The sequence below is a fragment of the Prochlorococcus marinus str. MIT 1214 genome (genome assembly GCF_027359355.1).
Lineage (GTDB): Bacteria > Cyanobacteriota > Cyanobacteriia > PCC-6307 > Cyanobiaceae > Prochlorococcus_B > Prochlorococcus_B marinus_F.
In genome coordinates, this window is record NZ_CP114777.1 from 76943 (window position 1) to 103407 (window position 26465).

The 26465-nt window shown below is 33.4% G+C and carries 24 protein-coding genes and 1 tRNA gene; 15 read left to right on the forward strand and 10 right to left on the reverse strand.

Going from position 1 to position 26465, the window contains the following annotated elements; genetic code table 11:
* The first annotated feature begins 250 nt into the window (after positions 1-250).
* Positions 251-1273, forward strand: a complete 1023-nt coding sequence (locus tag O5639_RS00375) for an SDR family NAD(P)-dependent oxidoreductase (RefSeq protein WP_269624552.1) — start codon at positions 251-253, stop codon at positions 1271-1273.
* A 7-nt stretch (positions 1274-1280) separates the two neighbouring features.
* On the opposite strand, the gene O5639_RS00380 is transcribed toward O5639_RS00375, so the two are convergent.
* Together O5639_RS00380 and O5639_RS00385 are read right to left on the reverse strand one after the other, a co-directional pair.
* Positions 1281-2297 (reverse strand): mechanosensitive ion channel family protein, encoded by a 1017-nt coding sequence (locus O5639_RS00380; RefSeq protein ID WP_269624554.1) that lies wholly within the window; start codon positions 2295-2297, stop codon positions 1281-1283.
* 65 nt (positions 2298-2362) lie between these two features.
* On the reverse strand, positions 2363-2971 hold the full coding sequence (locus O5639_RS00385; protein WP_269624555.1) for an isochorismatase family protein: 609 nt from the start codon (positions 2969-2971) through the stop codon (positions 2363-2365).
* 145 nt (positions 2972-3116) lie between these two features.
* Between O5639_RS00385 and O5639_RS00390 the strand changes: the two genes are divergently transcribed.
* Positions 3117-3572, forward strand: a complete 456-nt coding sequence (locus O5639_RS00390; RefSeq protein WP_420063680.1) for a Fur family transcriptional regulator — start codon at positions 3117-3119, stop codon at positions 3570-3572.
* A gap of 9 nt (positions 3573-3581) precedes the next feature.
* Here the strand turns inward: O5639_RS00390 and arsS are convergent, their stop codons facing one another.
* Together arsS and stpA are read right to left on the reverse strand one after the other, a co-directional pair.
* A complete protein-coding gene (gene arsS / locus O5639_RS00395; RefSeq protein ID WP_269624557.1) occupies positions 3582-4526 on the reverse strand; it encodes an arsenosugar biosynthesis radical SAM (seleno)protein ArsS in 945 nt (314 codons plus the stop codon).
* An 89-nt stretch (positions 4527-4615) separates the two neighbouring features.
* Positions 4616-5815, reverse strand: a complete 1200-nt coding sequence (stpA, locus tag O5639_RS00400) for a glucosylglycerol 3-phosphatase (RefSeq protein ID WP_269624558.1) — start codon at positions 5813-5815, stop codon at positions 4616-4618.
* Positions 5816-5977: 162 nt separating this feature from the next.
* Here stpA and O5639_RS00405 point away from each other — a divergent pair, with 162 nt between their 5' ends.
* The 5 genes from O5639_RS00405 to O5639_RS00425 all read left to right on the forward strand — a co-directional run bounded on the left by O5639_RS00405 (position 5978) and on the right by O5639_RS00425 (position 11735).
* Positions 5978-7519 carry a hypothetical protein gene (locus O5639_RS00405; protein WP_269624559.1) on the forward strand — a complete coding sequence of 514 codons (1542 nt, stop codon included), beginning with the start codon at positions 5978-5980 and terminating at the stop codon, positions 7517-7519.
* A gap of 199 nt (positions 7520-7718) precedes the next feature.
* The gene (locus O5639_RS00410) at positions 7719-8690 is read left to right on the forward strand and encodes an aminoglycoside phosphotransferase family protein (RefSeq protein WP_332299736.1); all 972 of its coding nucleotides are present in this window, start codon (positions 7719-7721) and stop codon (positions 8688-8690) included.
* Positions 8691-8744: 54 nt separating this feature from the next.
* Complete coding sequence (locus tag O5639_RS00415) at positions 8745-9440, forward strand: hypothetical protein (protein WP_269624561.1); 696 nt, start codon at positions 8745-8747, stop codon at positions 9438-9440.
* A gap of 53 nt (positions 9441-9493) precedes the next feature.
* Positions 9494-10819 carry an O-acetylhomoserine aminocarboxypropyltransferase/cysteine synthase family protein gene (locus O5639_RS00420; RefSeq protein WP_269624562.1) on the forward strand — a complete coding sequence of 442 codons (1326 nt, stop codon included), beginning with the start codon at positions 9494-9496 and terminating at the stop codon, positions 10817-10819.
* Between the two features lie 22 nt (positions 10820-10841).
* On the forward strand, positions 10842-11735 hold the full coding sequence (locus O5639_RS00425) for a homoserine O-succinyltransferase (protein ID WP_269624563.1): 894 nt from the start codon (positions 10842-10844) through the stop codon (positions 11733-11735).
* Between the two features lie 46 nt (positions 11736-11781).
* Here O5639_RS00425 and O5639_RS00430 read toward each other — a convergent pair whose 3' ends face one another.
* The gene (locus O5639_RS00430) at positions 11782-12987 is read right to left on the reverse strand and encodes an FAD-binding protein (RefSeq protein ID WP_269624564.1); all 1206 of its coding nucleotides are present in this window, start codon (positions 12985-12987) and stop codon (positions 11782-11784) included.
* Positions 12988-13135: 148 nt separating this feature from the next.
* Between O5639_RS00430 and O5639_RS00435 the strand changes: the two genes are divergently transcribed.
* Both O5639_RS00435 and O5639_RS00440 read left to right on the forward strand, forming a co-directional pair.
* Entirely contained in the window at positions 13136-14143 is a 1008-nt protein-coding gene (locus O5639_RS00435) for a sirohydrochlorin chelatase (protein ID WP_269624565.1), read from the forward strand.
* A gap of 392 nt (positions 14144-14535) precedes the next feature.
* On the forward strand, positions 14536-14805 hold the full coding sequence (locus tag O5639_RS00440; protein WP_269624566.1) for a DUF2811 domain-containing protein: 270 nt from the start codon (positions 14536-14538) through the stop codon (positions 14803-14805).
* Here the strand turns inward: O5639_RS00440 and O5639_RS00445 are convergent.
* Positions 14795-16438, reverse strand: a complete 1644-nt coding sequence (locus O5639_RS00445; protein ID WP_269624567.1) for a GMC oxidoreductase — start codon at positions 16436-16438, stop codon at positions 14795-14797. The genes O5639_RS00440 and O5639_RS00445 overlap by 11 nt on opposite strands.
* A 360-nt stretch (positions 16439-16798) precedes the next feature.
* Here O5639_RS00445 and O5639_RS00450 point away from each other — a divergent pair, with 360 nt between their 5' ends.
* On the forward strand, positions 16799-17269 hold the full coding sequence (locus O5639_RS00450) for a pentapeptide repeat-containing protein (protein ID WP_269624568.1): 471 nt from the start codon (positions 16799-16801) through the stop codon (positions 17267-17269).
* Between the two features lie 14 nt (positions 17270-17283).
* A complete protein-coding gene (locus O5639_RS00455) occupies positions 17284-19374 on the forward strand; it encodes a hypothetical protein (RefSeq protein WP_269624569.1) in 2091 nt (696 codons plus the stop codon).
* Between the two features lie 37 nt (positions 19375-19411).
* Here the strand turns inward: O5639_RS00455 and O5639_RS00460 are convergent, their stop codons facing one another.
* Positions 19412-19582 carry a hypothetical protein gene (locus O5639_RS00460; protein ID WP_011295219.1) on the reverse strand — a complete coding sequence of 57 codons (171 nt, stop codon included), beginning with the start codon at positions 19580-19582 and terminating at the stop codon, positions 19412-19414.
* A 335-nt stretch (positions 19583-19917) separates the two neighbouring features.
* Positions 19918-20004 (reverse strand) — tRNA-Ser (locus O5639_RS00465).
* A 200-nt stretch (positions 20005-20204) separates the two neighbouring features.
* Between O5639_RS00465 and O5639_RS00470 the strand changes: the two genes are divergently transcribed.
* Positions 20205-20399, forward strand: a complete 195-nt coding sequence (locus tag O5639_RS00470) for a hypothetical protein (RefSeq protein ID WP_011293625.1) — start codon at positions 20205-20207, stop codon at positions 20397-20399.
* Positions 20400-20449: 50 nt separating this feature from the next.
* Here the strand turns inward: O5639_RS00470 and O5639_RS00475 are convergent, their stop codons facing one another.
* Both O5639_RS00475 and nrdJ read right to left on the reverse strand, forming a co-directional pair.
* Positions 20450-20713 carry an RNA recognition motif-containing protein gene (locus O5639_RS00475; protein ID WP_269624570.1) on the reverse strand — a complete coding sequence of 88 codons (264 nt, stop codon included), beginning with the start codon at positions 20711-20713 and terminating at the stop codon, positions 20450-20452.
* A 166-nt stretch (positions 20714-20879) separates the two neighbouring features.
* The gene (nrdJ, locus tag O5639_RS00480; protein ID WP_269624571.1) at positions 20880-23216 is read right to left on the reverse strand and encodes a ribonucleoside-triphosphate reductase, adenosylcobalamin-dependent; all 2337 of its coding nucleotides are present in this window, start codon (positions 23214-23216) and stop codon (positions 20880-20882) included.
* A gap of 112 nt (positions 23217-23328) precedes the next feature.
* On the opposite strand from nrdJ, the gene O5639_RS00485 reads away from it, so the two are divergent.
* From O5639_RS00485 to O5639_RS00495, 3 genes are read left to right on the forward strand one after another with little or no spacing between them, the layout of a single operon-like run.
* Positions 23329-24012, forward strand: coding sequence for a class I SAM-dependent methyltransferase (locus O5639_RS00485; protein ID WP_269624572.1), 684 nt, complete (start codon positions 23329-23331; stop codon positions 24010-24012).
* Positions 24013-24048: 36 nt separating this feature from the next.
* Positions 24049-25716: a peptide chain release factor 3 gene (locus O5639_RS00490; protein WP_269624573.1), complete on the forward strand. Its 1668-nt coding sequence runs from the start codon at positions 24049-24051 to the stop codon at positions 25714-25716.
* Between the two features lie 55 nt (positions 25717-25771).
* Entirely contained in the window at positions 25772-26461 is a 690-nt protein-coding gene (locus O5639_RS00495) for a CPP1-like family protein (RefSeq protein WP_269624574.1), read from the forward strand.
* Positions 26462-26465 lie beyond the last annotated feature (4 nt).

Here is a 26465-nt window from a genome sequence, read left to right on the forward strand (position 1 = left end):
AAATAGGATTTAATTCTTTAGAATAAAGCTTAGTTATTTGATTGCCTCCCTGGATTACCACTTTAAACACTCATGCCTATAATCAACAATAGCTCCTGATGGCATTAACAATGAATTGTATTAATGTTTTTTATCAACTTAATGAATTTATTTAGTTTTAATGTATGTATGAACAGTTTTTGATTAAAAATTGAAATAATAAACAAGTGAATTTAATTCCAAAATCATTTAATATTAAAATTAAAAATTTATGAATGAAAAATCAAATATTTCAAAAAAAGATAAACCTTTAACTATCCTTATAACAGGTGGTTCGTCAGGTATTGGTTATCAAGCGGTTTTAAAATTAATTTCCCTTGGTCATAATATAATTTTACCTTGTAAAAATATATCTAGAGCAAATCAAGTATTGACTAATATATTTAATCAATCTTCATTTGAATTATCTAAGAAAGGTAAAATTTATACTCCTATAATGGATCTCTCTGATTTGAATAGCATTGATTTCCTATGTTCTGAACTTAAAATTAAACGTGTGAAAATCGATGTTTTAATTTTAAATGCCGGTCTTCAATATACAGGATCAAAAATGCCTAGAATGTCTACCCAGGGGATTGAATTAACTTTTGCAGTCAATCATTTATCACATTTCTATCTGACACAAAGAATTTTACCTTTAATAGATAAGAACAATGATCCGAAAATAATTATTACATCTTCAGAAGTTCATAATCCTAACAGTGGTGGAGGTAAAGTAGGCGCTCAGGCAAGCTTGGGAAACTTAAAAGGCTTAGAATCTGGCGCGGGTTTTGAAATGGTTGATGGAAATAAATTTAATGCTGATAAAGCATATAAAGATAGTAAATTATGTAATATTTTTTTTGCAAGAAAGTTAAGTAATAAATTGATTAGCAAGAAATTATCAATTCCAGTTATTGCATGGGCTCCAGGCTTGGTTATCTCTAGAGATAACCAAGGATTTTTTAGGCACAGCAGGAAATACAATCAATTAGGACAAATATTATTTGCTTTTTTAGCTAGAGATGTTTTAAGAATAACCACATCAAATAAAAATGCAGGTTTGCTTTTAAGCAATCTAGCTTCTTTATGTAAATATAGAAAAACTGGTTTTAATTATTATAGTAATAAAATTATTTCATCAGGTAAATTTATTTTTGAAGAAACTGATATCAGTAAAGAGGCCCAAAGAGTAGATTTATCAGATAAGTTATGGGATCTATCTCAATCTCTAATAGATAAGATACTTAGATAAATATATCTTATTTATTTACATGAATTGTCTGGGTTGGATAAGCGAAGTTAATATTTTCATTTTGGAACTTCTTCATTATTTCTAGATTAATTTCTTGCTGAGCTGACATTGCCTGAAGATAATCACTTGTAGGAATATAATAAACAAGTTCAAAATCAAGACTGCTATTTGCGAATTCGATAAAATGACATCGGTCGAAGATCGCATTTTCAGTTTTATCAACGATATTTTTTATCATTATAGGTATGCTTTTTGTTTGTTCATATGTAGTTTCATAGACCACACCTAATTTATGAACCAGTCTTCTTTTCTTCATCTCAGCATAATTTGAGATTACTCCATTTGTGAGCCTGCTATTGCTCATTATTATTGCTTCTCCGTTAATACTTCTTAAGCGTGTTGACCTGACACCTACGCTCTCAACTTTTGCCCAGATCCCATCAATATGAATAAATTGTCCACTTTGAAATGGTTTATCTAGGAGGATCGTTATGTATTCGAAGAACTCTTGAACTGGTTCCTTTAAGGCTAGTCCAGCTCCTATACCCCCTGCACTTAAAAGTGCCCAAATGGCTGCCATTTGTACACCCATATTTTGAAGATAAAAAATAGCTCCTAGACTCCAAACAGATGCTCCAATCATTGGACTAAGTGAACGAATCATCTCACTGATAGATTTATCATTGATTTTGCTTGCCCATCTTTGTATTATTTTGAAAAATACTCTATTTATAAATCTGACAATATAAATAAGACATAGAAACTTACTAATACCTATTAATGTCTTATCTACTATTCCACCAATTTCTAAGACTTTGCATGCAACTATGAAACTAAAGATAAATCCTAAAGGTTTAATAGTCTCAATTAAAAGAGTAGCTATGTAGTCATCAGTTTTGCTTTGTGTTGCAGAGGTTATTTTCCTTAAAATCTTTTTTAGGATTTTTGGACTCACCAGGGAAATAATGCAACCTATACTAAAAGTAAGCAAGGAACTAATTATGTTTTTATAAAAATCATCCATGATGTCAGATTACTTTTCTTCAGACTGCCTGAAAAAAATGATTTGTCTAGATATTTTCTAATTATTTAATTTGAAAATGAATTTTTTAAAACTTTACTCACCTCCCTAAATTCTTTTCTATTAGAGGTCTTACATAATTCACATATTAGACTTTCAGTCGTTGAGGGAACTGCACCAGATAATACAAGCCTTAAAAAAGCGGTATCATTATCTATTTGATTTCTACTCCCAATTGCATCTCTGGGAATTAGTATGTTTAACCCTTTTTGTAAAAGATCAATCGATGTCTGAAGAATACATATATGACTCTCGATTCCACAAACTATTATATTTTTAAAATTATATTTATTTATATAATTTATAAAGCTATTATTCTTACTACAACTAAATTCCATTTTTTCAAATGAAGGATATTCATTATTATCTGTAATTGATTCTAGAGTCTTCCCAAGCTTTAATGGATTTTGTTCCGTAATAGCAATACGAACTTTAAGTAGATTGGATATATCGATTAGCTTTTTTATATTAAATATTAATAGTTGATTGTCTTTAATTTTGTTTATAAGCTTTTGTTGCATATCTACTATAAGCAGTAATGTTTCATCCTCGACTAATACTTTATTACTGATATTTACATTAAATGGGGAGGGAGTTTTTGTTGAAAATTGATCCATCTTAGAATTTCTTTTTGTTTATTTAAATATAAATCACCTAATAAATTTATACACCATTTTCATGGAAAATACCCTCATAAAGTTTTCCCCTTGTTGCAGGCTGTTCTCATTACGCTAAACTATTGAGAAAATAAGGTTGATATTGATTCCCTCGTCTTCCTATCGTACGCATCCTTCTCCTTTTGAATCTGGTCTTCGTTCAAATGGTAAAAGAATGACCCCTCAAAGGAAAAAGGTTCTCTCTTTGTTTGAAGAGATTGGCTCTGGAATCCATCTCAGTGCGGAGGAGGTTCATTCAAAATTGACAATTTCTGGGGAGAAGGTTTCTCTTGCGACTATTTACAGAACTTTAAGACTATTGGTCAAGATGACTTTCCTTAATGAACTTGATTTAAGTGAGGGAGGGAATAGGTTTGAATTGCTTAGTCATGATCATCCAGATCATCATCATTTGATTTGTATTCGTTGCGGCAGAACAGAAGAGTTTGAAAATAATAATGTTATCAAGGCGGGTAAAGCAGCAGCTAAAAACTTCGGATTTAAATTATTGGAGTCATCGTTAAACGTAAGAGCATTGTGCCCAATGTGTTTAAACAAATAAACCTTGTTTTTAAGTTAATTCACCACCACAACTTGAACCAGCTCCAGCAGTACAGCCAAAACAATGATTCCCTATTGAAATAGGTTTATTCTTTAAAGAGACAAATGGAATCAATAGATCATCCAAATGTTTAACCTTACCATTTCTCTTAATTCCAAGTTGTTGGTTAAAATCACAATCATATAGGTAACCTTTCCAATCAACACTCAGAGTTGTTCTACACATTACAGAGTTAAGATTCTCTGGATTATGATTTTCTTTAAGTAATTTATTATACTCTTCTAGTTTCCCCATAACTTTTAAATAGTTTTCATATCTATTGATTGGCATATTTGCTAAAACAAATAAATTCGAGAAACAAATACCATACCTTTTTTTTAGTTCTCGTCTATAAGTATCTTCTAATTCTTTTTGGGATGGTGGAAGCTGTGGACCGCTTGGATTATAAACTAGATTTAAAAGTAGACCTTTATCTTTTATTCCGTAACCAAAAGTGTTAAGTTTTTTAAGAGCTAATATACTTTTTTTAAAAACATTTTTTCCTCTTTGTTTGTCTACATTCTCCTCGAGATAACAAGGCAGTGATGCAGTTATTTGTACTTTATTTGATGCTAAGAAGCTTGCTAAATGTTCATAACCTGGCTCTGTTAGTATTGTCAAATTACATCTGTCCATTACTTCAACATTAAGACTACGAACTTCTTTTACTAATTGTATAAATTTAGGATGAAGTTCGGGGGCTCCTCCAGTAATATCTAGTAGCTTTATATTGTTAGCCTTTATTACTTTAGGTATAAGTTCTATAATATCATCGCTCATCATTTCTGTTCTGCTTGGACTAGAATCAACGTGACAATGACTGCAGGCCTGATTGCATTTATAACCTATATTTATTTGCAAGGTGTCAAGATTGTCTCTGTTGATTTTTGGGAATTTTGTTTTAGTTATCTCCATAGACATTTGAATATATCTAGCATACTAAGTCATTATAGATAGAATATTTTTTAAGTGCGAATATTTTATAATTTATTTTATTAATTAAGTTAAAAGTTACTAGCTAATTGTTTAAACCACTTTATATATTCTCTTGGACCATCATTGATAACCAGATTCAATTTTAAATCATCATTAGGATCACTAATACCTGTCATATCAGTTCCATTAATTCTTGGTCTTTTTACCTGATCGTTGCAGCTGTTAACAAATACAACTTGATTCTCTTTCTTGTATGATTCTCCCAACCTTTGGATCAATGTTAAGAAACCTCTATCACTTCCACCTCTTAACCAAGAATTATCTTTATTATCTTTAACCGAGGTTACTGTATCGCCAACCCCTATTAGCAGTGGCATTTGTGCACTTGGAATTTTATCTCTGCACAGCTCTATTAATTTCTTATGTGTCTTTGGAGCATTCCTGACATTGAAATTTTCACCGAAAGGATAAACACCAGTTTTGTTTGATATGTATTTATTTAATAGCAGTAAAAGGCCTGCTTCTTTTATTGCACCATTGATAATGAACTGAATATCTGTTGTCCCAAATTCATTTTGAGTTGAATATTTCATTATTTCTCTGCCATCTCTTATCCCTAGATTTGGCATCAAATGAAGATAAAAAGAGTTTTCTAAGCCAATATTTTTAGCTTTTTCTAATAAAATATTCATTATTTTTTCCATAATCAATTGCAAATCTTTCACTTTTTGAAAATCATTTTTAACGTAACTAAAAATTTCATTAAAGTTTAAAGTGGGAGTAAAGCGCGTGTCACAAACAGCTACATCAATTAATTTGTTTCTTAACTCATTTGGAAGATCTGGTAAGTATTTTTTTAATTCATTAGTTAACATTGATCGCATCATCTTTGGAACTTTTGCTAAAAAGCTAATCTCATTATCTTTGAGCCCTGGATGGGATAAATTACTAAATCTATCTTGAAATTCAACTCCACATGCCGCAAGCCCAGGTAAGTAAAAGCCATTTTCTTTTGCTGTTGTTTTTGAATTAAGTGCTTTCTCTACTAAACGATTAACGCCTCTTCTGCCTTCATGCTCCCCGCAGGTTAGGACGGCAAATTTCTCTCTTAATCTTGAAACGTCCTCCACATATTCTTTGTTGATCTCTCTTTTGAGTGGGTCTTGAACAAGTGGGATACAAACGCCGTCAAGATCCTGAACTATTAGGATATTTTGTTCATTTAGTATAGTGTTAATAACTTCTTCTTTCGTTTTAAACATTTTCATCAAAGAAGCCTTTAAATATTAGTTTACTATGGCTCAAATTAATATACAAATTCTTGATACTTCTTATTCTTAAATGAGTATATAGATATATATTCAATATAATAAAAACTATTTTAAAAGTTTCATATTATTGTATATAATGTAAATGAATGCAAATACACAGTGTTTGATAAGAATTTAAGTAATAGCTTCTTTGCTGAGCCTTATTCAAGTGAGCCTATAGCCATAAGAATTCGAGAGGTTTTGAATGGGAATGTAGGGTTTTATAGTGTCGGCTTGTATCCTGCTTCCCTTGCCTATAACTGTGCGTTGCAAAATGAAGGTTTAAACATTCTTTTAGCCCCCAGAGAAGGTAGAGAACTTTTTGGAGCTTTCTCTGATATTGAGCTGTCTGGAATGGATAACTGTATAAAAAATAAAATTGAATCTATGGCAATTTCAAATGATGATAAATCAGGAAGATATAATACTCTTAAGGATTTAATAATTAAATGTGAATTAGTTCTTTTGAGCTCAAATAGTAAACATATAATAAACGACGTAAATTTAGCATTTAAACTCAAAAAAGAACTTCGTAGAGATAACGTTTTAATTGCATGTTTAGTTGGTTCATTTTGTCATGATTTTAATTTGAATGAATCTTTTGTGTTGTGCGAAAAATTAAATAATCTAGCTTTCTTTTCAGGCTTTCATCGACACGGCGCTCTTCGAAATCCATTAGATAGTTTTACGGCTAATTTTTGTCATCCAGATGCTATGAATGCAATATTAGGTGCAAAATTATTAAATAAAATTTCACCAAATATTCAAGTTTCTGCAGGTATTCATAATATTGAAGGTCAATATATAAAAGCTGCTAAAAATATATCTTCAATCTTAGCGGGTTTTGGCCATGCTTTTCATAAGAATAATCCTGGATTGTTGCCAACGTTGTTAACTCTATTGTTAGATCAATGCCTAGATCAGGCAGCCTATGTTTCCATGCGTCGAACAGATAGGGAGAATTTATATATAAAACAACCTTTCCCTATTACTGAACTTGGATATAGCGTCCAACGAATAGAGGCGTCCTATCTTAAGGATGGAGATTTTGTTCAGGTAAGAGATCATACTTTTACTCAATTGACAGCTATGGTTGCCGATGTGAGAGGCAGTATGATGTTGCCTGTAAGTGGCAAACCAACTAGGAATTTTCAAGCTGGTGAAGTCCTAGCTGAGAGGATGATTGAGTATAAAAGATGTCCAAAAGGTGTAGATGAGTTTATAGAATGGTGCGAAATATCTGGTCTTAAACGAGGAGCTTTAGAAGGTATAAACTCTTTAAATTATTGGCCAGACATCTTAAGAAAATATTCAATACCGTTGAATAATTCCTCAATGATTAATCTTTTATATATGTGTATAATGGGTCCTTTCGAGATTAAAAATTATATTTATAATGTGATGACAAGTAGCCGTGAATTAGCTAATTATTGTCAAGAATCTGTTAAGTCATGCAAGAGCAAGAAAATCTCTGAAGCACTTAATAGTTTCCATCTAAAAACTTCTATTGATTTTTTAACAAAGGCACTAACTGATGAAGATCAATTATTTTTTGAATTAAATGAGATTGACTTTGATAATCCACTAGGACTAGAAGATCAGCCTATTTATAAGAAAGTTATTGATTACATGGAAACTTATTTGATAGAATCTAATGTATAAAATAAACTCTAGGGAATGTGAAAAAATAAATTTAATTACTTGCAAGTTTTTTGAAAAGAGTAAACTTTTAAATATAGATTTTATAGATTCTGGCCTTATAAATAAAACGTATATCATTGAACATTTAATTAATGGGACAAAGTCTAAATTTATTTTGCAGAGACTTAGTAATATATTTGAATCCTATGAAGGAATTAATATGAATCATAAATTAATAACTGAACATATTAAAAATAAAATAAAAAAAAAAGATCTTAAATTTGATAATAAAAGGTGGGAGGTTCCATTTTTAATTAAGTGTAATTCTAATAACCTCTATTTGCTCCCATATCATTCAGAATTTTGGCGAGCGATGAAATATATAGATCATACTCTTAGTTTTGATATTTTAGAAGATAATAAAATGGCTTATGAAACAGGACTTGGCCTTGCTAAGTTCCATAGGATTTGCTCCGATATTGACCTTACAAAATTAGAAAATACTATTAAAGATTTCCATAATACAAAGCACTATATAGCTCAATTTAATTTGATCATCAAGGATTATAACTTCATTAAATTAGACGATAAAGTAAATAAAAGAGTTCAAAATTTAATTGTTAACTTATCTAATCATATTTTATATGTTGAATATTTATTAGGATATTTAATGGGAAAATCAATACAATCTAATTTAATTCATGGCGATCCTAAGTTAAGTAATTTCCTTTTTGATATTCAAGATAAATATGTTGTCTCTTTAATTGATCTAGACACTGTTTCTTCGGGTTATTTACTTTCTGATCTGGCTGATTGTATTCGTTCCATTTGTAATATGGCAGGGGAGGATTCAGATAAGATAGAGAATGTATACTTTGATATTAATTGTTGTCAATATTTTCTCAAAGGCTATTTCTCAATACCTAATGAAAAAGCTAATTACTTCGAGTTCCTTCCCGAATTTATTTATTTGATAATAGTTGAATTAACTATTAGATTCCTAAATGATTTTTTGCAATCAAATAGATACTTCAAAATAAAATATCAAACTCACAATCTATATAGAGCAGAGGTTCAATATCGATTACTTACAAGTTTCATTACTCAAATTCCTACTTTGTCAAATTCACTTCATGAAATTGGGATTTCTACAAACTCAACTTTTGTCTCAGATGTACAAAAAATTGTTTAGGGTTTCACATAGCCCAACTTGTCACTAAAGTAAAATCGATATTTATTTTTTCTTGTGGCAAAGGAATTAACCCATAGGGCTGATGAGCTTAAACAATTAGGTTGGAATCAGGAAGATTTGTACAAATATATTGAATTATGGGATTACAGGCAAAGGTGGGGCTCTATAAATTTAGAGAGAGAAGATAGGTTGTTTCTAAGAAAAGCAGAATCTTTATTGCCTCAAATTTCTAAAAACAAAGTTTCAATTAAAAAACCTCTTAAAGAAAAGTCATATTATTGCTGGATTCAATTTTTTTTGAATGAAATGAATGATTTTGAGTTGAATGAAAATTTAGACGATGGTAAGAGAGGGGTTTGGCCTATTTTTCTCGAGGAGGAACTTCGAGTAATTGATTATTTTGAGCCAGTTCTAGGCTTGCCGGATACGATTAAGGCTAAATTAATTGGTCCAATTAGAGAGGACTTGGTTAAAACAGCTTTGGAAATATATAAAGAATCAGTTATTACAAAGCAATTTGATTTCCAAGGAGCTTTGGCTAATGCTAAATCAAGTGGTGAAAACTCTAGTTGGCGATCTCTTAGAGATAGTGATTATGAAAGTAACCAAGATTATCAAATAATTGATCAAGAGCACGTTCTGGAATTCCGTAAAAAAGTCAACGAAAAGCTTTTGTCATTTATAAAAGAAAATTTACCATCGCTAGCTGAGTCAGATAAATCTTTACCTCCTAATGATTGGATAAATTAAGTAGCCAATTCTCAACTTATGTGGCTAAAAAGTAAATAGAGATAATTAATTCTTTGACTTCCCAACGTTTTGAAACGCTTCAATTGCATGCAGGACAATTGCCAGATCCTGCTACCAATTCTAGGGCGGTACCTATATACCAGACAAGTTCATATGTTTTTAACGATGTAGATCATGGGGCAAATTTATTTGGCTTGAAAGAGTTTGGAAATATCTATACCCGCTTGATGAATCCTACAACGGATGTTTTCGAAAAAAGAGTTGCAGCACTTGAAGGAGGAGTAGCTGCTTTAGCTACAGCATCAGGACAATCTGCACAATTCATTGCGATTACAAACTTTCTTACTGCAGGTGATAGCTTCGTATCAACATCCTTTTTGTATGGTGGCAGTTATAACCAATTTAAAGTTCAATTTCCACGTTTAGGAATCAATGTGAAGTTTGCTGATGGTGATGATGCAGAAAGTTTTGAAGAACAAATTGATTCATCTACCAAAGCAATTTATGTAGAGTCTATGGGGAATCCCAGGTTTAATATCCCTGATTTTGAGGGGCTTTCGAAATTAGCTAAATCAAAAAATATACCTTTAATTGTTGATAATACTCTTGGAGCTGCTGGAGCTTTAATTCGTCCTATTGAACATGGGGCCGATATAGTTGTTCAAAGTGCAACGAAATGGATTGGAGGTCATGGCACTAGTCTTGGAGGGGTAATTGTTGATGCTGGGACTTTTGATTGGGGAAATGGAAAATATCCTTTAATGAGTCAACCTAGCGCGGCTTATCATGGTTTGGTTCATTGGGATGCTTTTGGATTTGGGAGTGATATTTGCGGAATGCTTGGAGTCCCTGCAGATCGAAATATTGCCTTCGCTTTGAGAGCCAGGCTAGAGGGGTTAAGAGATTGGGGCCCAGCAATTAGTCCATTTAATTCATTTTTATTACTTCAAGGATTGGAAACTTTAAGTTTAAGAATAGAAAGACATTGCTCTAATGCTCTCTCATTAGCTAAGTGGCTAGATGCTCATTCAAAAGTTGATAATGTTAGTTATCCAGGATTAACAACGGATAAATACCATTCAAGAGCCTCTTCTTATATGACCAATAGAGGAAAAGGCTCCATGTTGATTTTTTCTTTGAAAGGTGGCTTTGATGATGCTGTAACTTTCATAAACTCTTTGAAACTTTCTAGTCATCTAGCAAATGTAGGCGATGCAAAAACATTAGTAATTCATCCTGCTTCAACAACTCATCAACAATTATCTTCGGAAGAACAGTTATCCGCAGGCGTCACTCCTACTATGGTAAGAGTGTCTGTTGGTATAGAACATATTGATGATATTTTAGAGGATTTTGAGCAGGCCTTAAATTTAATTTGATTTTCCAAGGAGGTATATAGATATGGCTTTAATACTTCCTCGTAGTTATCATAAGATTTCATCAATTGAAAAAAATCATATCTCATGGATTGAACCTGAACTAGCAGAAAGACAGGACATTAGACCTCTTAGAATTGGGATATTAAATATTATGCCTTTGGGAAAATTATATGAATTTAATTTATTGCACCCGTTAGGACTTTCCCCTCTCCAAATAGAACCTATATGGATAAGATTAAAATCTCATTCATATAAAACTTGGGATATAGAGCATCTAAAAAATTTATATGTTTATTGGGAGGAGGCAATGTCTCCAACTCCTCTAGATGGCTTGATTATTACTGGAGCACCTGTGGAGCATCTCCCGTTTGAAGCAGTGAATTATTGGAAAGAATTAGTAAATCTAATTGGGGAGGCAAAATTAAAATGTGCAAGTACCTTAGGATTGTGTTGGGCTGGTTTTGCAATGGCATATATGGCTGGGGTTGAGAAAAATAATTTCAATAAAAAACTTTTTGGTGTATATCCAATGAGAAGTCTTGTCCCTGGGCATTCTTTAATGGGAACGCAAGATGATGAGTTCCTTTGCCCCCAAAGTAGGTATGCCGGATTACCTGATATTGAAATGGAAGAAGCAGAAAAGAAAGGTAAGCTAAGATTATTGGCTCATGGGGAAAAAGTAGGTTATACAATTTTTGAAACACCTGACCAAAGGCAATTAATGCATTTAGGACATCCTGAATATAATGTTGATCGATTGAAAGCTGAGATGGAAAGAGATAAGAAAAGAGGCGATGTACCCCCTCCAGAGAACTTTGATTTGACCAAATCAAATACTTCATGGCGATCACATCGAAACTTGTTATTTCAGCAATGGTTGTGGTTCTGTTATCAACGAGTAAGCCTAAGTGTTTAACTTTCTTAGATTTATCAAGTCTTATATTTACTGGAATAAAATCAGACTATCTTAAAGGTGGCATTATATTTTTTGGATCATGAATAGCTTTGAGCTCTTGTAATTTTGGAAGCCAATCTTTGAATGCTGATGATAATTCTTTTTGATGCCATTCTAAATGAGGGTGTATTTGCGCAAGATGCACACCTGGGCATATGAATTCTAGATTATACCAACACTCCCTCATCCAATCTAGAGCTCTTTTTCTACTTGATTGATCGTAGGCTTCCCAAGCCCCATTAATCCAGGGCTTCCATACCGCATCACGATGAATAAATGAAGTTTCAAGATTATTTAAATGCGTTAAACCTCCTAATTGTTGAGAAGCTATATAACAACTTTTGTTAGGTCTTTTATTCATTAAATCTTGAAGGATTTTTAATACTTGTCGATTATTTTCTTGCCAAGCAGGGCCTAGTAAACCCAGAACTTCGGAATGGGTTGAATTATTATTTTTATTTTTTCCTAAGCTTAAGTTTGGTAAAGAGTTCATATCCGAGAATTTATTAATGATTCGATTTCGCGAGAATGGTAATTTTTCCAATAAGTTAATCAAGACGCTCTCATCATTACTATTTTTAATTTCACCGATTGCATGTGCAAAAATATCTTCTCCGTATATCCATTGAAAGCTAAGTGAATTAGGCCAACTTTCGGCTTGATTAACACATTCAGATAGTTGAGAAAATGAAAGACTTGCTGTCCAACTTAATAGTGGTCTTAATGGCTGAGTCTTTAACTTTACTTTTGTGATTATTCCAAGAAATATTGCTGCCCCGCAAAGGGCTTTCCATTCAAAACTTGATTCTTCTTTTGTCTTTGGTCGTAATATGTGAAACTCTTTTCCATTACCCCAAAAACCTTTAATCTCCATAATTTGATCAATAGCTAATCCTCTGCCTCTACTAAGTGGACTTATTCCACCGGTTAAGAGATATCCCATGCCTGTCTTCCCTGAAAGACCAATTGGGAAACTTCTTTTATGCTTCTTTAAAAAAGAGGATAACTCACCCATATTTACCCCCGCCTCAATTTCTACCTGCTGTTTGTCTAAATCAAAAGATATATTTTGATAATTTTTTCTTAGGTCTAAAATCCAATGTTTATCTGCAGCTGCTCTACTTGTAGTCCCACCACTAGATACTAGAAAGGGACTATAAGTAGGCTGGGATGATTTCAATGATTGGAAAAATTCTGAGTTGACAGAATCCAATACCCCAAGGACATCGCTATCATTAGAATTTCGATTTTGCAGTGATATTGAATTTTTAATAATTTCCTCCTCTTACTATAATGAATCTCTTAAGTTGATATTTTATAAAACTATATTCAATTAAAGTAAATTATTAGCTAAAAGCGTTTTGATTTCTTCGACTTCAATTAATTATAAATTTCCATCAAATATTGGAATTGTTTTATGTGGCCATGGGAGTAGAGATCCTCAAGCAGTAGAGGAGTTTGTAAATGTAGTCAATAGGATAAAATCCAGAATACCTAATGTTCCAGTTGCATTCGGATTCCTAGAATTCAACCGACCAATAATCAATGAGGCCTTAGATCAACTTAAAAATATGGGAGTAGAGAGAGTAATTGCTCTACCAGCTATGTTATTTGCTGCGGGACATACTAAAAATGATATACCTGCTGTTTTGAATAAATATTCTGCTGATAATGGACTTCCAATTCAATATGGCAGAGAGCTTGGTCTGAATTCTTTGATGATTGGAGCAGCAGGAGCAAGACTCAAAGAAATAATTGATAGTAATCCAATATTTCCTATTTCTGAAACATTACTAGTAGTAGCAGGAAGGGGATCATCAGATCCAGATGCTAATTCAAATGTTTGTAAGATTACAAGGATGCTTGTTGAGGGATTTGGATTTGGATGGGGAGAAACCGTTTTTTCAGGAGTAACTTTCCCCCTTGTTGATCCTGGTTTGAGGCATGTTCTCAAATTAGGTTTTAAAAGAGTAATTTTATTGCCTTATTTTCTTTTTTCTGGAGTTTTGGTAAGTCGTGTTAGAGATCATTCTATTAGGGTTGCAAATGATAATCCTGATGTGCAGTTTTTAAACGCAAGTTACCTATCAGACCAAGATTTAGTTATTGATACTTTTATGGAAAGAATTCATGAGGTTTTTAATGGAGAGAATTTTATGAATTGCGCTTTATGTAAATATCGCTCTAATCTATTAGGTTTTGAAAGTGAGGTTGGATATGAACAGGTCAGTCACCATCAGCATGTTGAAGGTTGTCTAGACATTCCACTAGAAAGTAAATCGCATGAACATTCTCATGAACATATTCCTTATCCACATGCTGAGCATCCTTTAGGTCCTGTCACGCTTCGCTCTTCAAAGAAAAGCTAAATCTAAAAAAAATAAGTGTAAATCAAAGAATCAATTGTCTCTTTCTTGAATGCGACGCAAGGGACTCGTTATCTAAACATTTTTTTAACGTTTAGTTTCGGTCCTTTTCCCCAGGTGATTTCCACAGCTAATGAGTAGTTTTCCACTTTAAATAACTAAAACCCTAGTTTTCGTAAAGGGCTTGTGGGATTCAACAGATTTTTTAATAGTAATTTACACTTAGACATCTTAGGCGAATAAAGTTATTCGGATCGAGCCTCTTCCTAGATAAAGCTTGGTATGAGATGAGTCTAGTAGTGTCTCAGATTTTTAGTATAGCTTTTCTTTATCTTTGACGTTTTATTGAAAATTTAAGATCCTTATCTCATACATTTCGAATTTCAAAAAAGTAGATGGAGTTTAATCAAATTGAAACTCGTACTGATGAGATGAAAAGTGATGAGGTTAGATGTTTTGAGAATGACTTGGAACTTATCTCTATTAGCCTAGAAGCTGAAGTGCCTGAAGCTCTTTATGCAGGTATGAAGGATTTTATAAGTGGAAATAATAAGTGGGATCAATCCAAGCTTATTAGCTCTGCTATTGCAAATTTTCTTTTTCAAAACGGTTCTGATGATAGAGCAGTAACTGAGAAATACTTAAATGATATTTTCAACCTTTAAAGTCGATAATTGCCTTTTCGCAAGCCCTTTTTGTTATTGCCATCATTGTTAACGTTGGACTTTGCCAAGATGAAGTTGGCCAGCAAGCTCCATCAACGACTAATACATTGCTGCATTCCCATAGACGATTCCATTTATCTAAAACGCTCTTTTCCTTGGTATTTCCCATTGGTGCCCCTCCTACCTCATGTATGTAATAACCAGGGGGTGGAGCATCGCTTTTAGCAGCAACAGATTTATTTAGAATTTGTTTGGTAAATGGAATATTTAGGATTTCATGCACTGGAATAATTTTTCCGTTTCCAGAATCGATAATAAGTTCAATCATTCTGTTCATCTCTGTAACCATTCTTTTTTCATTTTCACGCCAAACAATTGATATGTGTGGGATAGAAATATCATATTGATCTGTTCTTTTTGTTAGAGAAACAGTGTTTTTATTATTCGGGAGTACTTCTCCGTGACCTATAAGGAAACCCGTTTTTGTATCTTTATAATTTTTTAAAACATCTGGTGGCTCAAATCTATCGATCCCTCCCCAGATTCCATATCCTCCGACAAAGTTATTTTTTTTTGATCGATTTCTCCCTATGGGAATAAAGAAACTACCAGCTCCTGTTAAAACATAATTATTATTATTTTTTGAATAATTAGTTAAATTTTTATCGATTGGGACAGTAAAAAATCTACATGTTGATATATGGTCCATTAAGTTCTTTCCCAATGAATGGGATGGATCAATTAGACCATTTGAATCATTACTTTCTTCGGAACTTAATAGAATTCTAATTGTTTGGATTGTTGATGAACATAATATGATTAATTTACTTTCTAATTCACTTCTTTTCCCATTATTTTGGTTTACTATGATAACACTTTTTGCAGACTTTCTATCCTTATTTAATACTAATTTCTCTACAATATGATCTGAAAGTATTTCTACTTTCCCTAATCTAGAGGCTTCTTTTAATGTGCTGCCCAGACTACTGGATCTTGGCCATTTTGTTTTATCTTTATTATCTCCAAAGCCTCTGGAATGTATAAAGGGAAGATTTAATTTTTCTTTTATCTTAACGGCGAATTCTTCCTCACTTTCTGTAAATGGACTTTTGCCAATAAATTCACCATTGGGTAGTTGATTAAGATCGTCTTTGTTGCCATATATTCTTAGAAAATTCTCTATTTCTGAATAATGTGACTCAAGATCTTTATAACTAATAGGCCATTGAAGGTTGTATTCTTTATCTTTTGAGGCTTCAAAATCTTCGTTGGCTAATCTTAAGGTTATTCCACCCCAAGTAAGGCTTCTTCCCCCAACTTGATTGCCCTGCGTCCACATGAATGGAGCTTTTGGTGGGTGTGTATAAGGATTTGTTTTTTTGTTTGCGTAAAGTATAGGATTTGATTTCCAGAAACCAGGGTGCTGAGGTTGGTTTTGATAATTTCCAGTTGTTACTCCTATTAGTCTTCGAATCATATTGCAGGGCTCTGTTCCCTGTGCCTGCTTGATTTCCAGTTCAGGACCTCTTTCAATTACTAATACTCTTATGCCTGCCTTGGCCATTGTTAGAGCAGCCATCCCTCCTGTTGCGCCGGAACCAACAATTATGACTTCATATGCCTTGTTAATCATTTCTAGAAAATTGTATCTTTTAAATTTGGTATAGTTAGAGAATTATTTAATATATATGTAAAATATATATTAAATCATAGGCTTATCTTTTAGCTAGTTAGAAAATTTGATTTACTTGTATCGTTTTTATTCAAGGTTTGGCATGGAATCTTTTTTCATAAGATAATTTTTAAATCATTTTATATAATTATTAAGATCAATATATTGATCTTAATAATTTGTTTACTTTGATTTGCTTTTTATGATTTAGGAGAAATTATAATAGTACTTTTTAGGTTTTAATACATATTAGATTCAATATTTAATTTAACTGGGAGCCCCTTTTGAATTAAAATATTTATTGGTAGCTATTAGAAAGTTATGTCTAAACGTCTTCTTTTTTTTGTAAGCTCGGCTCTATTTTTCTTTTATTCTCTTCCAGCTTATGCAGCCTTGGACTATGGAAAGCAAACCTTGATAGGCGCTGATTTCTCTAACATCGATTTGAAAGGTGCTACTTTCTATCTAAGTGATCTCCAAGATGCTGATTTTTCTGGTAGTGATCTTCAAGGAGCTAGTTTTTTTGATGCAAAGCTTGAAAACGCTAATCTAAGTAATACAAATATGAGAGATGTAACAATGGATGCTGCCATACTTAATGGTGCTAACCTTTCAAATAGTATATTAGAAGGTGCTTTTGCTTATAATGCTAAATTTGAAAACGTTATTATTGAAGGTGCCGATTTTACTGATGTATTAATCGCGAATGATGTTAAAAATAAGCTATGTATTATCGCAGATGGAATAAACAGTGTTACAAATAAGAAAACAAGTGAGTCATTAGATTGTTAGAAAAAAGTATGCTTATGAAGAAAAATATTAATAACCCTAAATATATTTTTTGGATTTCAGTTTTATTTATATGGATTATATCCACCTTGATTGATCGGATTTGGTGGAATTTTTATAGCAATACCCCTTCATGGGATCAGGCTGATTACCTGAATAGTGCACTTGACCATGCTCGTGCACTTTCTTTTTTGGAGGGAGATGGAGGTTCAGACTTTCGTTCTCTGTTAGATAAATCTCCAAAGATTCCTCCCTTGGCCTCAATAATCAATGGAGCCTTAATTGCCTTTGCTGGTGATGCCCCTCATGAAGCAGCCTGGTCCTTAAGTTTTTGGAATGGATTTTTCATCTTTAACATTGCTTCTTGGGGACTTTATTTGAAAGGAAAAAAGTTTGCACTTTTTTGTGTTCTTATTAGTGCGTTTTCTCCTTTCTTATTTCATTTAAGAACTGATTATGTGTTGGAATTGCCTTTGATTTCGGCTATTACATTTTATTTGTTTCATCTAGGAAGGTGGAGTGATAAATCAATTGGAGGTAAATGGATTCAATTGATAATCGCTATTTTTGCATGTGCTTCTTCTTTATTGATTAAGCAGAGCTCTTTATTAATTATAATACCTTCTTTGCTATTTATCTTTATTATTTCTTTTAAAAGAGATAATAATTTTAGATTACAATTCTTATGCTTATTCCTCATCAGTCTTTCCGCGATTTTACCTTGGTTTTATCACAATTGGATAATGATATTAAGTGGAACGTACAGAGCTGTTTTTGAATCGGCGGTTATAGAAGGCGATCCATCTATTTTAGATTTAAAAAGTATTTTTTGGTACTTTCCTTATTTAGATAATCAGTTTGGGAGTATCATTTTCTTTTCTGGATTTTCAGGAATACTATTTTTCTTTTTATCCTATTTAAGATCTTTTGGAACCTCGGCAAATTTATCGAGTATTTTTAATAAAAATAATTATAAATGGAGATGGGTTTATATTAATTTAATAACATGCTGGACTTTTACAACTTTCATTCCTAATAAAGATGAAAGATATATTGCATGTACGATCCCGTTAATTATTTTACTGTTAGCCCTTGGATTTTCTAAATGGACTGATTGGCTTAATACTTATTTAAAATTAAAATATTATGGATTATTCTTGATTCCTCCTATAAGCTTTTTATTTTCCAATTCTATTGAAAAATTTAACACTTTAAAAAATATTTCAAGCAGATATTATCCTGTTAAAGACATTATATCTATCGTTAAATCAGATCAGACTTTCGATCAAAAAGAAACAGTTATTGTTGTTCCCAGCACTCCTGATATGAATCAGCATAATGTAAATTATTTTGGGAGAATGCAAGGTGGAAATATTTTGGGTAGACAACTTGGGCAATCTCTTATTCACATAGAGCCTGTTCTTAAAAATTCTAATTGGATTATTTTGGCTGAGGGCGATCAAGGCTCAGTTTCAAGTAATGCAATTGCTCTAGATAAAGCGATCAGAGATAGTTCTCTTTTCATAAAAGTTCGAGAATTTCCTAGAGAAAAAAATGGGAGCTATTCTTTATGGAAAAGAGGTTCAAGTTCACTTAAGCAAAATGAATTTCATAATAGATTTATTGAACTAGCAAATGGAATGGAACAAGGTCCATTAGGCATTAAATTGATTTTTGATGAAATTGAAATAGAACATATGCTTGATGGACATCTTAAATATCAAACTATAGTTAGAGATAAGGCGCTATCTAAAATTAGTTCAGACCCCGAAGATGTTGAATCTTTATGGTCCCTATCACTTTTGAATATATTATCGAATAGACCTTTAGAAGCAGATATTTATCTAAGAAATTTAGAAACTTTGTTGCCCAATAATCCCTGGCCAAGCGCTTACAGAACTATAGTTAACTTGGCCTCATGGAATCCTTGGAAGGCCTCTTTAATAGCAGATAGAGCTCATAATATAAACCCAAATTACTTTCTAAAAAGCTTGGGTGATACTAGTGCAATTTTTCGAGGAGCTTTGTGGCGCTTGAAGTCTGCTTCAAAAAGTGTTCCGAATGCAATAAAAATAATTGATGAAGCTTTAAAACCATTAGAAGAGTAAAAGTTTAAGACAAAATTTCAATCTCGAGCCGCAAGATTTAAAGTTGGTCTCTTTCAAATGTTTTTGTTATTTCTTTTAGAAATTCCACTATTTGGATATTTGTATACCCAAGTTCAGTTCTAAGCCCTTTACATGAAGAGGTGATCTCTTTCCAGATATCAGCTCTGACAATTGCTTCTCTGTCTTTTAAGTAACGCTCTTCTTTCATTTTGATTGAATTATGTAAGGTATGGGTTCATGAGCTTTTTAAGAAAATCAACCTAGTAAATCTTAAAGATTCACTAGGTTGATTAGATTTATATCAGATCTTTATCTTAAAAATCTTAAAAAACCTATTGTTTTGATACCTTAACGAAAAAATAAAAGAATCATGAGATTTATGGCTTTCTTGTAGGTATGAAATATTTGATTTCCTTATCTTAATAGGCTCAAAAATAAATCATTTTAAAGATACTTTGATTGATTTATCTATTGTTTGAGCTTATTTATTATATGGCAGAGGCAAGAGTATAATTAAATACCTCCAAACTCCCCTATAAAGAACGGAGAGTGGGGGATTCGAACCCCCGATGGAGTTGCCCCCATGCTAGTTTTCAAGACTAGAGCCATAAACCACTCGACCAACTCTCCACTTAAAATTTTACCTTATTAGCTTCTGAAATCTAAAAAATATTGATCAAACAACAATTTCATCCCTAGTTGCTATTAAACCAGTTTTAAAGAGAATCCTTTTAGGCCTTTAAAAATTTCAGAACCTATAGATTCTCTGCATGTATAAATGTCAATGAGATTATTTGTGCAATAATTTCAGACATTGGTAAATCACATTCATGGCAAGCAACAAGAGCCCACAATCTCGTTTCCTTGGAGACCTTCCTATGGAGGGGGGTATTAGTCAAAAAGAGAAATATCGTTATGTAGCTCATTTGATGTTTTTTATTGGATGTGCGTTATTTTCCTTTGGGATTTGGGCGCTCTCTGGCTTTACTGCTTCAAGCGGAGCGTCAGGACCGTTTCCTTTCTAAAGTGAAAGGAATACATAATTGATTTTGAATTAGTAGAGCTAAATAAGAAATTATTGAATCGTCAATTTATTTATAGTATTTTCTCTATCTTCAATGAGTATTAGGAGCCACTTTGTTCCTAATGCTCTTGAAATACTTCTGTTTTTTAGTAATTCACAAATTCTTTTATAAAGTTTTTCTGATTCAATATTGGAATTGAACCATTTTTCGAATTTCAGAATTTCATCTGGGTTTTTACAAGCTCTTAGTTGATCGATAAGTGCATCATTAGTACTTGTGCCACTTATCTTTAATGGTTTATTTGTTGTAGTCATTTAAATTTTAAGTACACAAGACCTATTTAATAGTTAGCCAAATTTTCTAAATTGGACAATTATCTTTAAAACTTCTTTGAAAAAGAAAACTTATTTACTAAGTCATTGTCATTAAGTTCTTTAGATTTTTCTGAAAAAACATTTACTTAAGTTTGAACGAATGCTCTTAAGATGGTTTGGCAAGAGGGAGTAAGCATTTATCAGAATCGCAACCTGCTGGTCCTGCTTCAGTAAGCTCCCCTTGATCATATCGACTAAGAGCATCAAAGAAATCACATTTTCCCCTTCTTTTTATGACTTCTGATTGCAATTTTGTGTAGCATTCTTCGTCAATAGGTTCAAAAGGAAGTCTGGGGAAAGTCGCATTTGCATCAAACCTTGCTAACAAGGCAGCTGAAATATAACCTTTATTTTCATTAATTGAGCTATGCAAAGCTTTAGCTAAACCTTCTATTTCATTTTCTCTGAATTCAATTGTTGCAGAGGTGTTGTGGTCTGTGTAGCTTGTTTGAACTTGCATATAAAAATCAAATTGTGCAAGAGCAGAGAAGTTATTGATATCTATTTCATCTGCACCAGGTATGGTTGCCCAACTTACCTCAGTAGGAATTTCAACTAGCCACTCAGTACATTTTGGATCAAATGGATTGTCTAGTAGTTTTCCATTTTCATCTTTATCTGACTGAGAAGGAACGATTGTGTATCCATAATCCATGCAAGCTAATGCGACTGGATCGTTCTTCCTAAAAGTAATTCTTCTAATAAAACGCTGAGCTTTTGGGGGATGCCAACCTGGCGAAGCTCCTGTTAAAAGACTTTTTGTACCAGCAGGTTGAACTGTTGTACAACGACTTGGACGTCGAATATTATGTCTATCACAATAATCAAATACTGTTTCGTTGACAATCTTCCTCCATCGACTCAAAAAAGCAGCTTCTTTGAGTTTAAAATCCTTTCCTTGTTCTGTTTCTGGTCGTCCGGCTTCCCACCATTTTAACCATGGAGTTCCAAAGGCATGAACGAAAAAGTCAAAAAGTCCTGTGAAACTCACCCCAACAATAGGATCCCATTCGCGACTTTTTCTGTATCGCTCTACTTCGAATCGATGATTAAGGAGGCAAGCGACTGACAAGGCTGCTGCTTTGAAAGCATCTTCTTGTTGATTTAGGTCTAATGGATCAATTTGATTAAGATGGATTTCTGCAAGATTACAGTGAAAATCTGAACCTAGAATCTCTCCGCAAGGATTAAGACCATATCTACTTAGTCTGTGAGAAAGTTCTTTCTCATTAAATGGACCGTAATTTGATTGAATCCATTCGGAGGCTTCTTCTTTCCCTTGGTCGCAATAGATATCTATAAATTCATTCCTGAGTTCTACTGTTGTAAGGATGTCAGCATTTGATCGAGCAATTGCTTCTGGTGCAAATTGGATAGCCCCCTCACCTGAATGAAATTGTTTAGTCACGGCATCAACAAGAACTTTTAAATCAGGTTTGGTGTGGTAAACACGAGTATGGTTGGCCATTCTTAATGCATCTTTCTCTGGGTCAATACTCCAATTACCCGCTGAGTCTTGTTTCCATAAATTTTCTTTAGCACCAGCAGCTTTTAAATCTAGAGCAGAAAATTGCCTCATACCTGCACTTCTTCTGATATTACCAGCAACGATTGTGACAGCTGCTTCGTCGATGAGTAGACAACATTCAATTGAAGTTAGTTTCCTTCCTGATGCTTTGTTTAAAAGATTTGCTACGCGTGGATATAAATCTTTGAGCTTTACAGGGTTTGCCATACCTCCGAAACCTTTGAGTGACTCACCCGCTGGCCTTACATCTCTTAGATCAATAGAGACATTAATAACATTAGAATTAAAACTATTGTCACTGCTTAATTCAAGGATTTTTTGATAGCTATCAACCCATCCACGTCTACTATCGCCAACTTTTATCAGTACATTATTGTCTTGTATAGAGAATGTAGTTTTTTCATTCCTTTCCCCAGAGGGAGTTAATCCAATATCTGAAACATCTTTAATATTAATTGTATTTTTAACCTCTGGCAGTTGATCAATTAAGTGAGGTTCAATTATTGCACCTGTTCCACAACCCATCATGGCTAAATCCATCATGAGTCCAAAGGCTTGCCAATCAACAAGATTTGTTGAGGTGCAATTGTAAGCTCCAGAAAAATTTTTTTCTTTCCCAATCCATTCTGTTCCACCTATCCAAAGCCATCGACCTGAGGGAAGAGCTTTTTTCTCCTGCTGCATTCTTTGCATTAAATTTATTTCTGCTTCCTTTAACCCCCCAAGATTCTTTAGACCATCAAGGTTTCTTTTATTTACTTGCTCCCAGCTTTCACGACCTGCTGGAAGTTTCCTACTATAAGTTCTGTAAAAGACAGGATTAGCTGCAGGTGCAGTTATTGGAAAATCAGTTGTAACATTTTTTTCCCCCGATGCTGAATTATTGGTTTCGGGCTGGCTTGTTGCGATTGTCAAAATCTTTGTATCTCTTTGGTAAGTACTACGGTAACGCCATGTATAGCGTTAGCAAGTTTTTTTAACACCATCTACAGGGCTCCAAAGAAAAAACAAATTTTTTCTTTTAGTAATGAAGAGAACACCGGAACCAGAACTCATGCAGATCCCTTCGCAGGTAAGGGCTTATGCAGATGCGGATTTCTCTAGGAGTGATTCTATGGTTGTTAAATCGCTTGAAAAATATTTAATAAAAGTAGGAAAAACTCTTAATGAAAATGATGTGATTTTTGATATGGCATGTGGGCCAGGAAATATTGCAGAGAGAATTGCCAAGAATTGGCCCTTTGTAAATGTTATGGGAATTGATGGCTCAAAGGAAATGTTGAATGAAGCAGAAAACAGACTTTCCCTCAATCCTACGAAGAACCTTTCTTATGAATTGATTGACATCAATTCGATAGCCTCAGGTGCAATACATTTTCCTTTTAAAGCTGATGTCTTAGTCAGTAATAGTGCCTTGCACCATTTTCACAACCCTTATTGTTTTTGGGATGCATTAAAAAAACTTGGTAAAACAAAGTGCATTCATATTCATCGTGATTTAATAAGGCCTGCCTCTGTTGAAAAAGCATTTGAGCTAAAAGAAAAACATCTTTCAAATTCTCCAGAAATTCTAAAAAAGGATTTTTATGCATCTCTCAAGGCATCATTTACAGTTGAGGAAGTATCACAACAGTTAGTCGATGTAGGGTTATCTCAATTAGAGGTTTTTCAAGTTGATGAGCTTTATTTTGAGATTATTGGGCATATTTAATCTTTTCTCTGAACAATTGAACAACCAAAAACAATAATGAAATCAACTCCCCAAGACAAAACTAATTTAGATCCAAGATTAGAAGAAGAACTAACTATATCTTTAAGTAGTGAGGTTGCTAAAAGAAGAAATTTTGCGATTATTTCCCACCCTGATGCTGGGAAAACCACTTTGACAGAAAAACTTTTACTTTATGGCGGAGCTATTCAACAAGCTGGAGCAGTAAAAGCTAGAGGAGAGCAAAGAAAAGTCACTTCTGACTGGATGGAGCTTGAAAAACAAAGAGGCATCTCAATCACATCAACTGTTTTACAATTTGCTTATAAAGATAAGACTATTAATTTATTAGATACTCCTGGGCACCAAGATTTTTCGGAAGATACGTATCGGACACTTGCCGCTGCTGATAATGCTGTGATGCTTGAGGATGCAGCGAAAGGACTTGAACCTCAAACAAGAAAGCTTTTTGAGGTTTGCAAAATGCGTCAAATACCAATTTTTACGTTCATCAATAAGATGGATAGGCCAGGTCAAGAGCCGCTGGAATTATTAGATGAGATTGAGTCTGAATTAGGATTGTCAACCTTTGCAGTCAATTGGCCAATAGGAAGTGGTGAATTTTTTAGAGGTGTTGTTGAGCGTGCAACCAAAGAAGTTGTTTTATTTTCTAGGGCGGAACGAGGAAAGCAATCTAGTGAAATAAGGTTGAAAATTAATGATCCGCAACTTAAAAATTTAGTAGAAGAAGAACTATTGACAAAAGCACTAGAAGAGATTGAGATACTTGATGAGGCTGGTTGTGACTTAAATCAAGAATTAATCTTATCTGGTGAATTAACGCCTGTGTTTTTTGGATCTGCAATGACAAACTTCGGGGTTAGGCCATTTTTAGATAATTTTCTTGAGTTATCTCAGGGACCCGTTGCTCGAAATAGCTTTGATGGACCAATCGTTCCTACAAGAGAATCATTTAGTGGATTTGTATTTAAATTACAAGCAAATATGGATCCAAAACATAGAGATAGAGTTGCCTTCGTCAGAGTATGTAGTGGGAGGTTTAAAAAAGATATGACAGTTCAACATGCTAGGACGGGTAAACAAATCAGGCTTTCAAGGCCCCAAAAGATTTTTGGTCAAGATAGGGCCGTTGTTGATGATGCTTACCCTGGCGATGTTATTGGTTTGAATAATCCAGGGATGTTTTCTATTGGAGATACATTATTTATTGGATCTAGAGTTGAATTTGAGGGGATTCCATGTTTTAGCCCTGAGATATTTAGCTGGCTAAGGAATCCAAATCCTTCAGCTTTTAAAAACTTTAGAAAAGGTGTCAATGAATTAAGAGAGGAGGGAGCAGTTCAAATTCTTTACGATAAAGATCAAAGCAAAAGAGATCCAATTTTGGCAGCAGTTGGTCAGCTTCAGCTTGAGGTGGTACAACATCGACTTGCTAGTGAATATGGAGTGGAAACTAGGCTTGAACCAATGGGTTTTCAAGTCGCTAGATGGGTAAAAGGGGGATGGCCAGTTTTAGAGGAGGTTGGGAGGATTTTTAATTGCAAAACTGTTCAGGATGCTTGGCTTAGACCAGTACTGCTTTTTAAAAATGAGTGGAATCTAAATCAGTTAAAGGAAGATCATCCTGAAATGGAATTAAACTCAGTTGCACCGGTTGTCAGTGGTGTTGATCCTGTTTCCCTTTGAAGTAGATTAATATCTAATTAATAAAGAGAGTTCATAAATCTTTTTTTGAAAATCTATGGATCCTGGTACCAATTCACAATCAAATTCAAACTCACAAGATCCCTATTTGATACTTGGAATAAATGAGGGTGCAAGTTTTGATGCTATTCAAGAAGCAAGGGACAAAAAGTTAATTGAGGCTGGAGAAGAGCAAATCACTAAAGCAAAAATAGAAGCTGCTTATGATTCATTGCTAATGGTAAGTCTTAAGTCAAGACAACTTGGTAATGCAAGTAACGAGGCAATAACTGCATCAAAGAAAGAAAATGAAGCCAAGAAAGTTGGTGAGAAAGGACCTGGTTCTCTTCTTACTAGATTGAAAAATTTAAATCTTCCTAAATATGAGGCATCAAAATCTAATTTTTTACCAAGCTTAGAGTTGCCCTCTGGACAAGAATTAAATATAAGAATTTCTCTTGGAATATTGGCTTTTTTACTTGTTTTAATTGTGCCTTCTGAAAGTGTTGAATTAATACTTTCATTATCAACAATAGGCCTATTCATTAGTCAATCTCGGAGAGGTAGGCCTTTCTTTTCGTCTATCCTCTGGTGCATTCTTCTTCTGAGTATAGGACTTCTATCTGGGGCATTACTTTTGGGTGGTGCTCAATCATTTATTGATAACGCTGGATCATTGTCTTCAGACAAATTTGAAGCGATACCCGCAGTATTTTTACTTTGGTTAGGAGTGATTTTCCTTGATTAATCCT

Bases quoted from the DNA above. Each gene is read 5' to 3' on its own strand.
- O5639_RS00460 (WP_011295219.1), bottom strand. From the start codon at position 19,582: ATGAAAGAAGAGCGTTACTTAAAAGACAGAGAAGCAATTGTCAGAGCT.
- O5639_RS00380 (WP_269624554.1), bottom strand. From the start codon at position 2,297: ATGGATGATTTTTATAAAAACATAATTAGTTCCTTGCTTACTTTTAGT.
- O5639_RS00495 (WP_269624574.1), top strand. From the start codon at position 25,772: ATGGATCCTGGTACCAATTCACAATCAAATTCAAACTCACAAGATCCC.
- O5639_RS00410 (WP_332299736.1), top strand. From the start codon at position 7,719: ATGAATCATAAATTAATAACTGAACATATTAAAAATAAAATAAAAAAA.
- O5639_RS00485 (WP_269624572.1), top strand. From the start codon at position 23,329: ATGAAGAGAACACCGGAACCAGAACTCATGCAGATCCCTTCGCAGGTA.
- O5639_RS00375 (WP_269624552.1), top strand. From the start codon at position 251: ATGAATGAAAAATCAAATATTTCAAAAAAAGATAAACCTTTAACTATC.
- O5639_RS00425 (WP_269624563.1), top strand. From the start codon at position 10,842: ATGGCTTTAATACTTCCTCGTAGTTATCATAAGATTTCATCAATTGAA.
- arsS (WP_269624557.1), bottom strand. From the start codon at position 4,526: ATGGAGATAACTAAAACAAAATTCCCAAAAATCAACAGAGACAATCTT.
- O5639_RS00440 (WP_269624566.1), top strand. From the start codon at position 14,536: ATGGAGTTTAATCAAATTGAAACTCGTACTGATGAGATGAAAAGTGAT.
- O5639_RS00470 (WP_011293625.1), top strand. From the start codon at position 20,205: ATGGCAAGCAACAAGAGCCCACAATCTCGTTTCCTTGGAGACCTTCCT.
- O5639_RS00445 (WP_269624567.1), bottom strand. From the start codon at position 16,438: ATGATTAACAAGGCATATGAAGTCATAATTGTTGGTTCCGGCGCAACA.
- O5639_RS00450 (WP_269624568.1), top strand. From the start codon at position 16,799: ATGTCTAAACGTCTTCTTTTTTTTGTAAGCTCGGCTCTATTTTTCTTT.
- O5639_RS00455 (WP_269624569.1), top strand. From the start codon at position 17,284: ATGAAGAAAAATATTAATAACCCTAAATATATTTTTTGGATTTCAGTT.
- O5639_RS00490 (WP_269624573.1), top strand. From the start codon at position 24,049: ATGAAATCAACTCCCCAAGACAAAACTAATTTAGATCCAAGATTAGAA.
- O5639_RS00475 (WP_269624570.1), bottom strand. From the start codon at position 20,713: ATGACTACAACAAATAAACCATTAAAGATAAGTGGCACAAGTACTAAT.
- O5639_RS00385 (WP_269624555.1), bottom strand. From the start codon at position 2,971: ATGGATCAATTTTCAACAAAAACTCCCTCCCCATTTAATGTAAATATC.
- stpA (WP_269624558.1), bottom strand. From the start codon at position 5,815: ATGAAAATGTTTAAAACGAAAGAAGAAGTTATTAACACTATACTAAAT.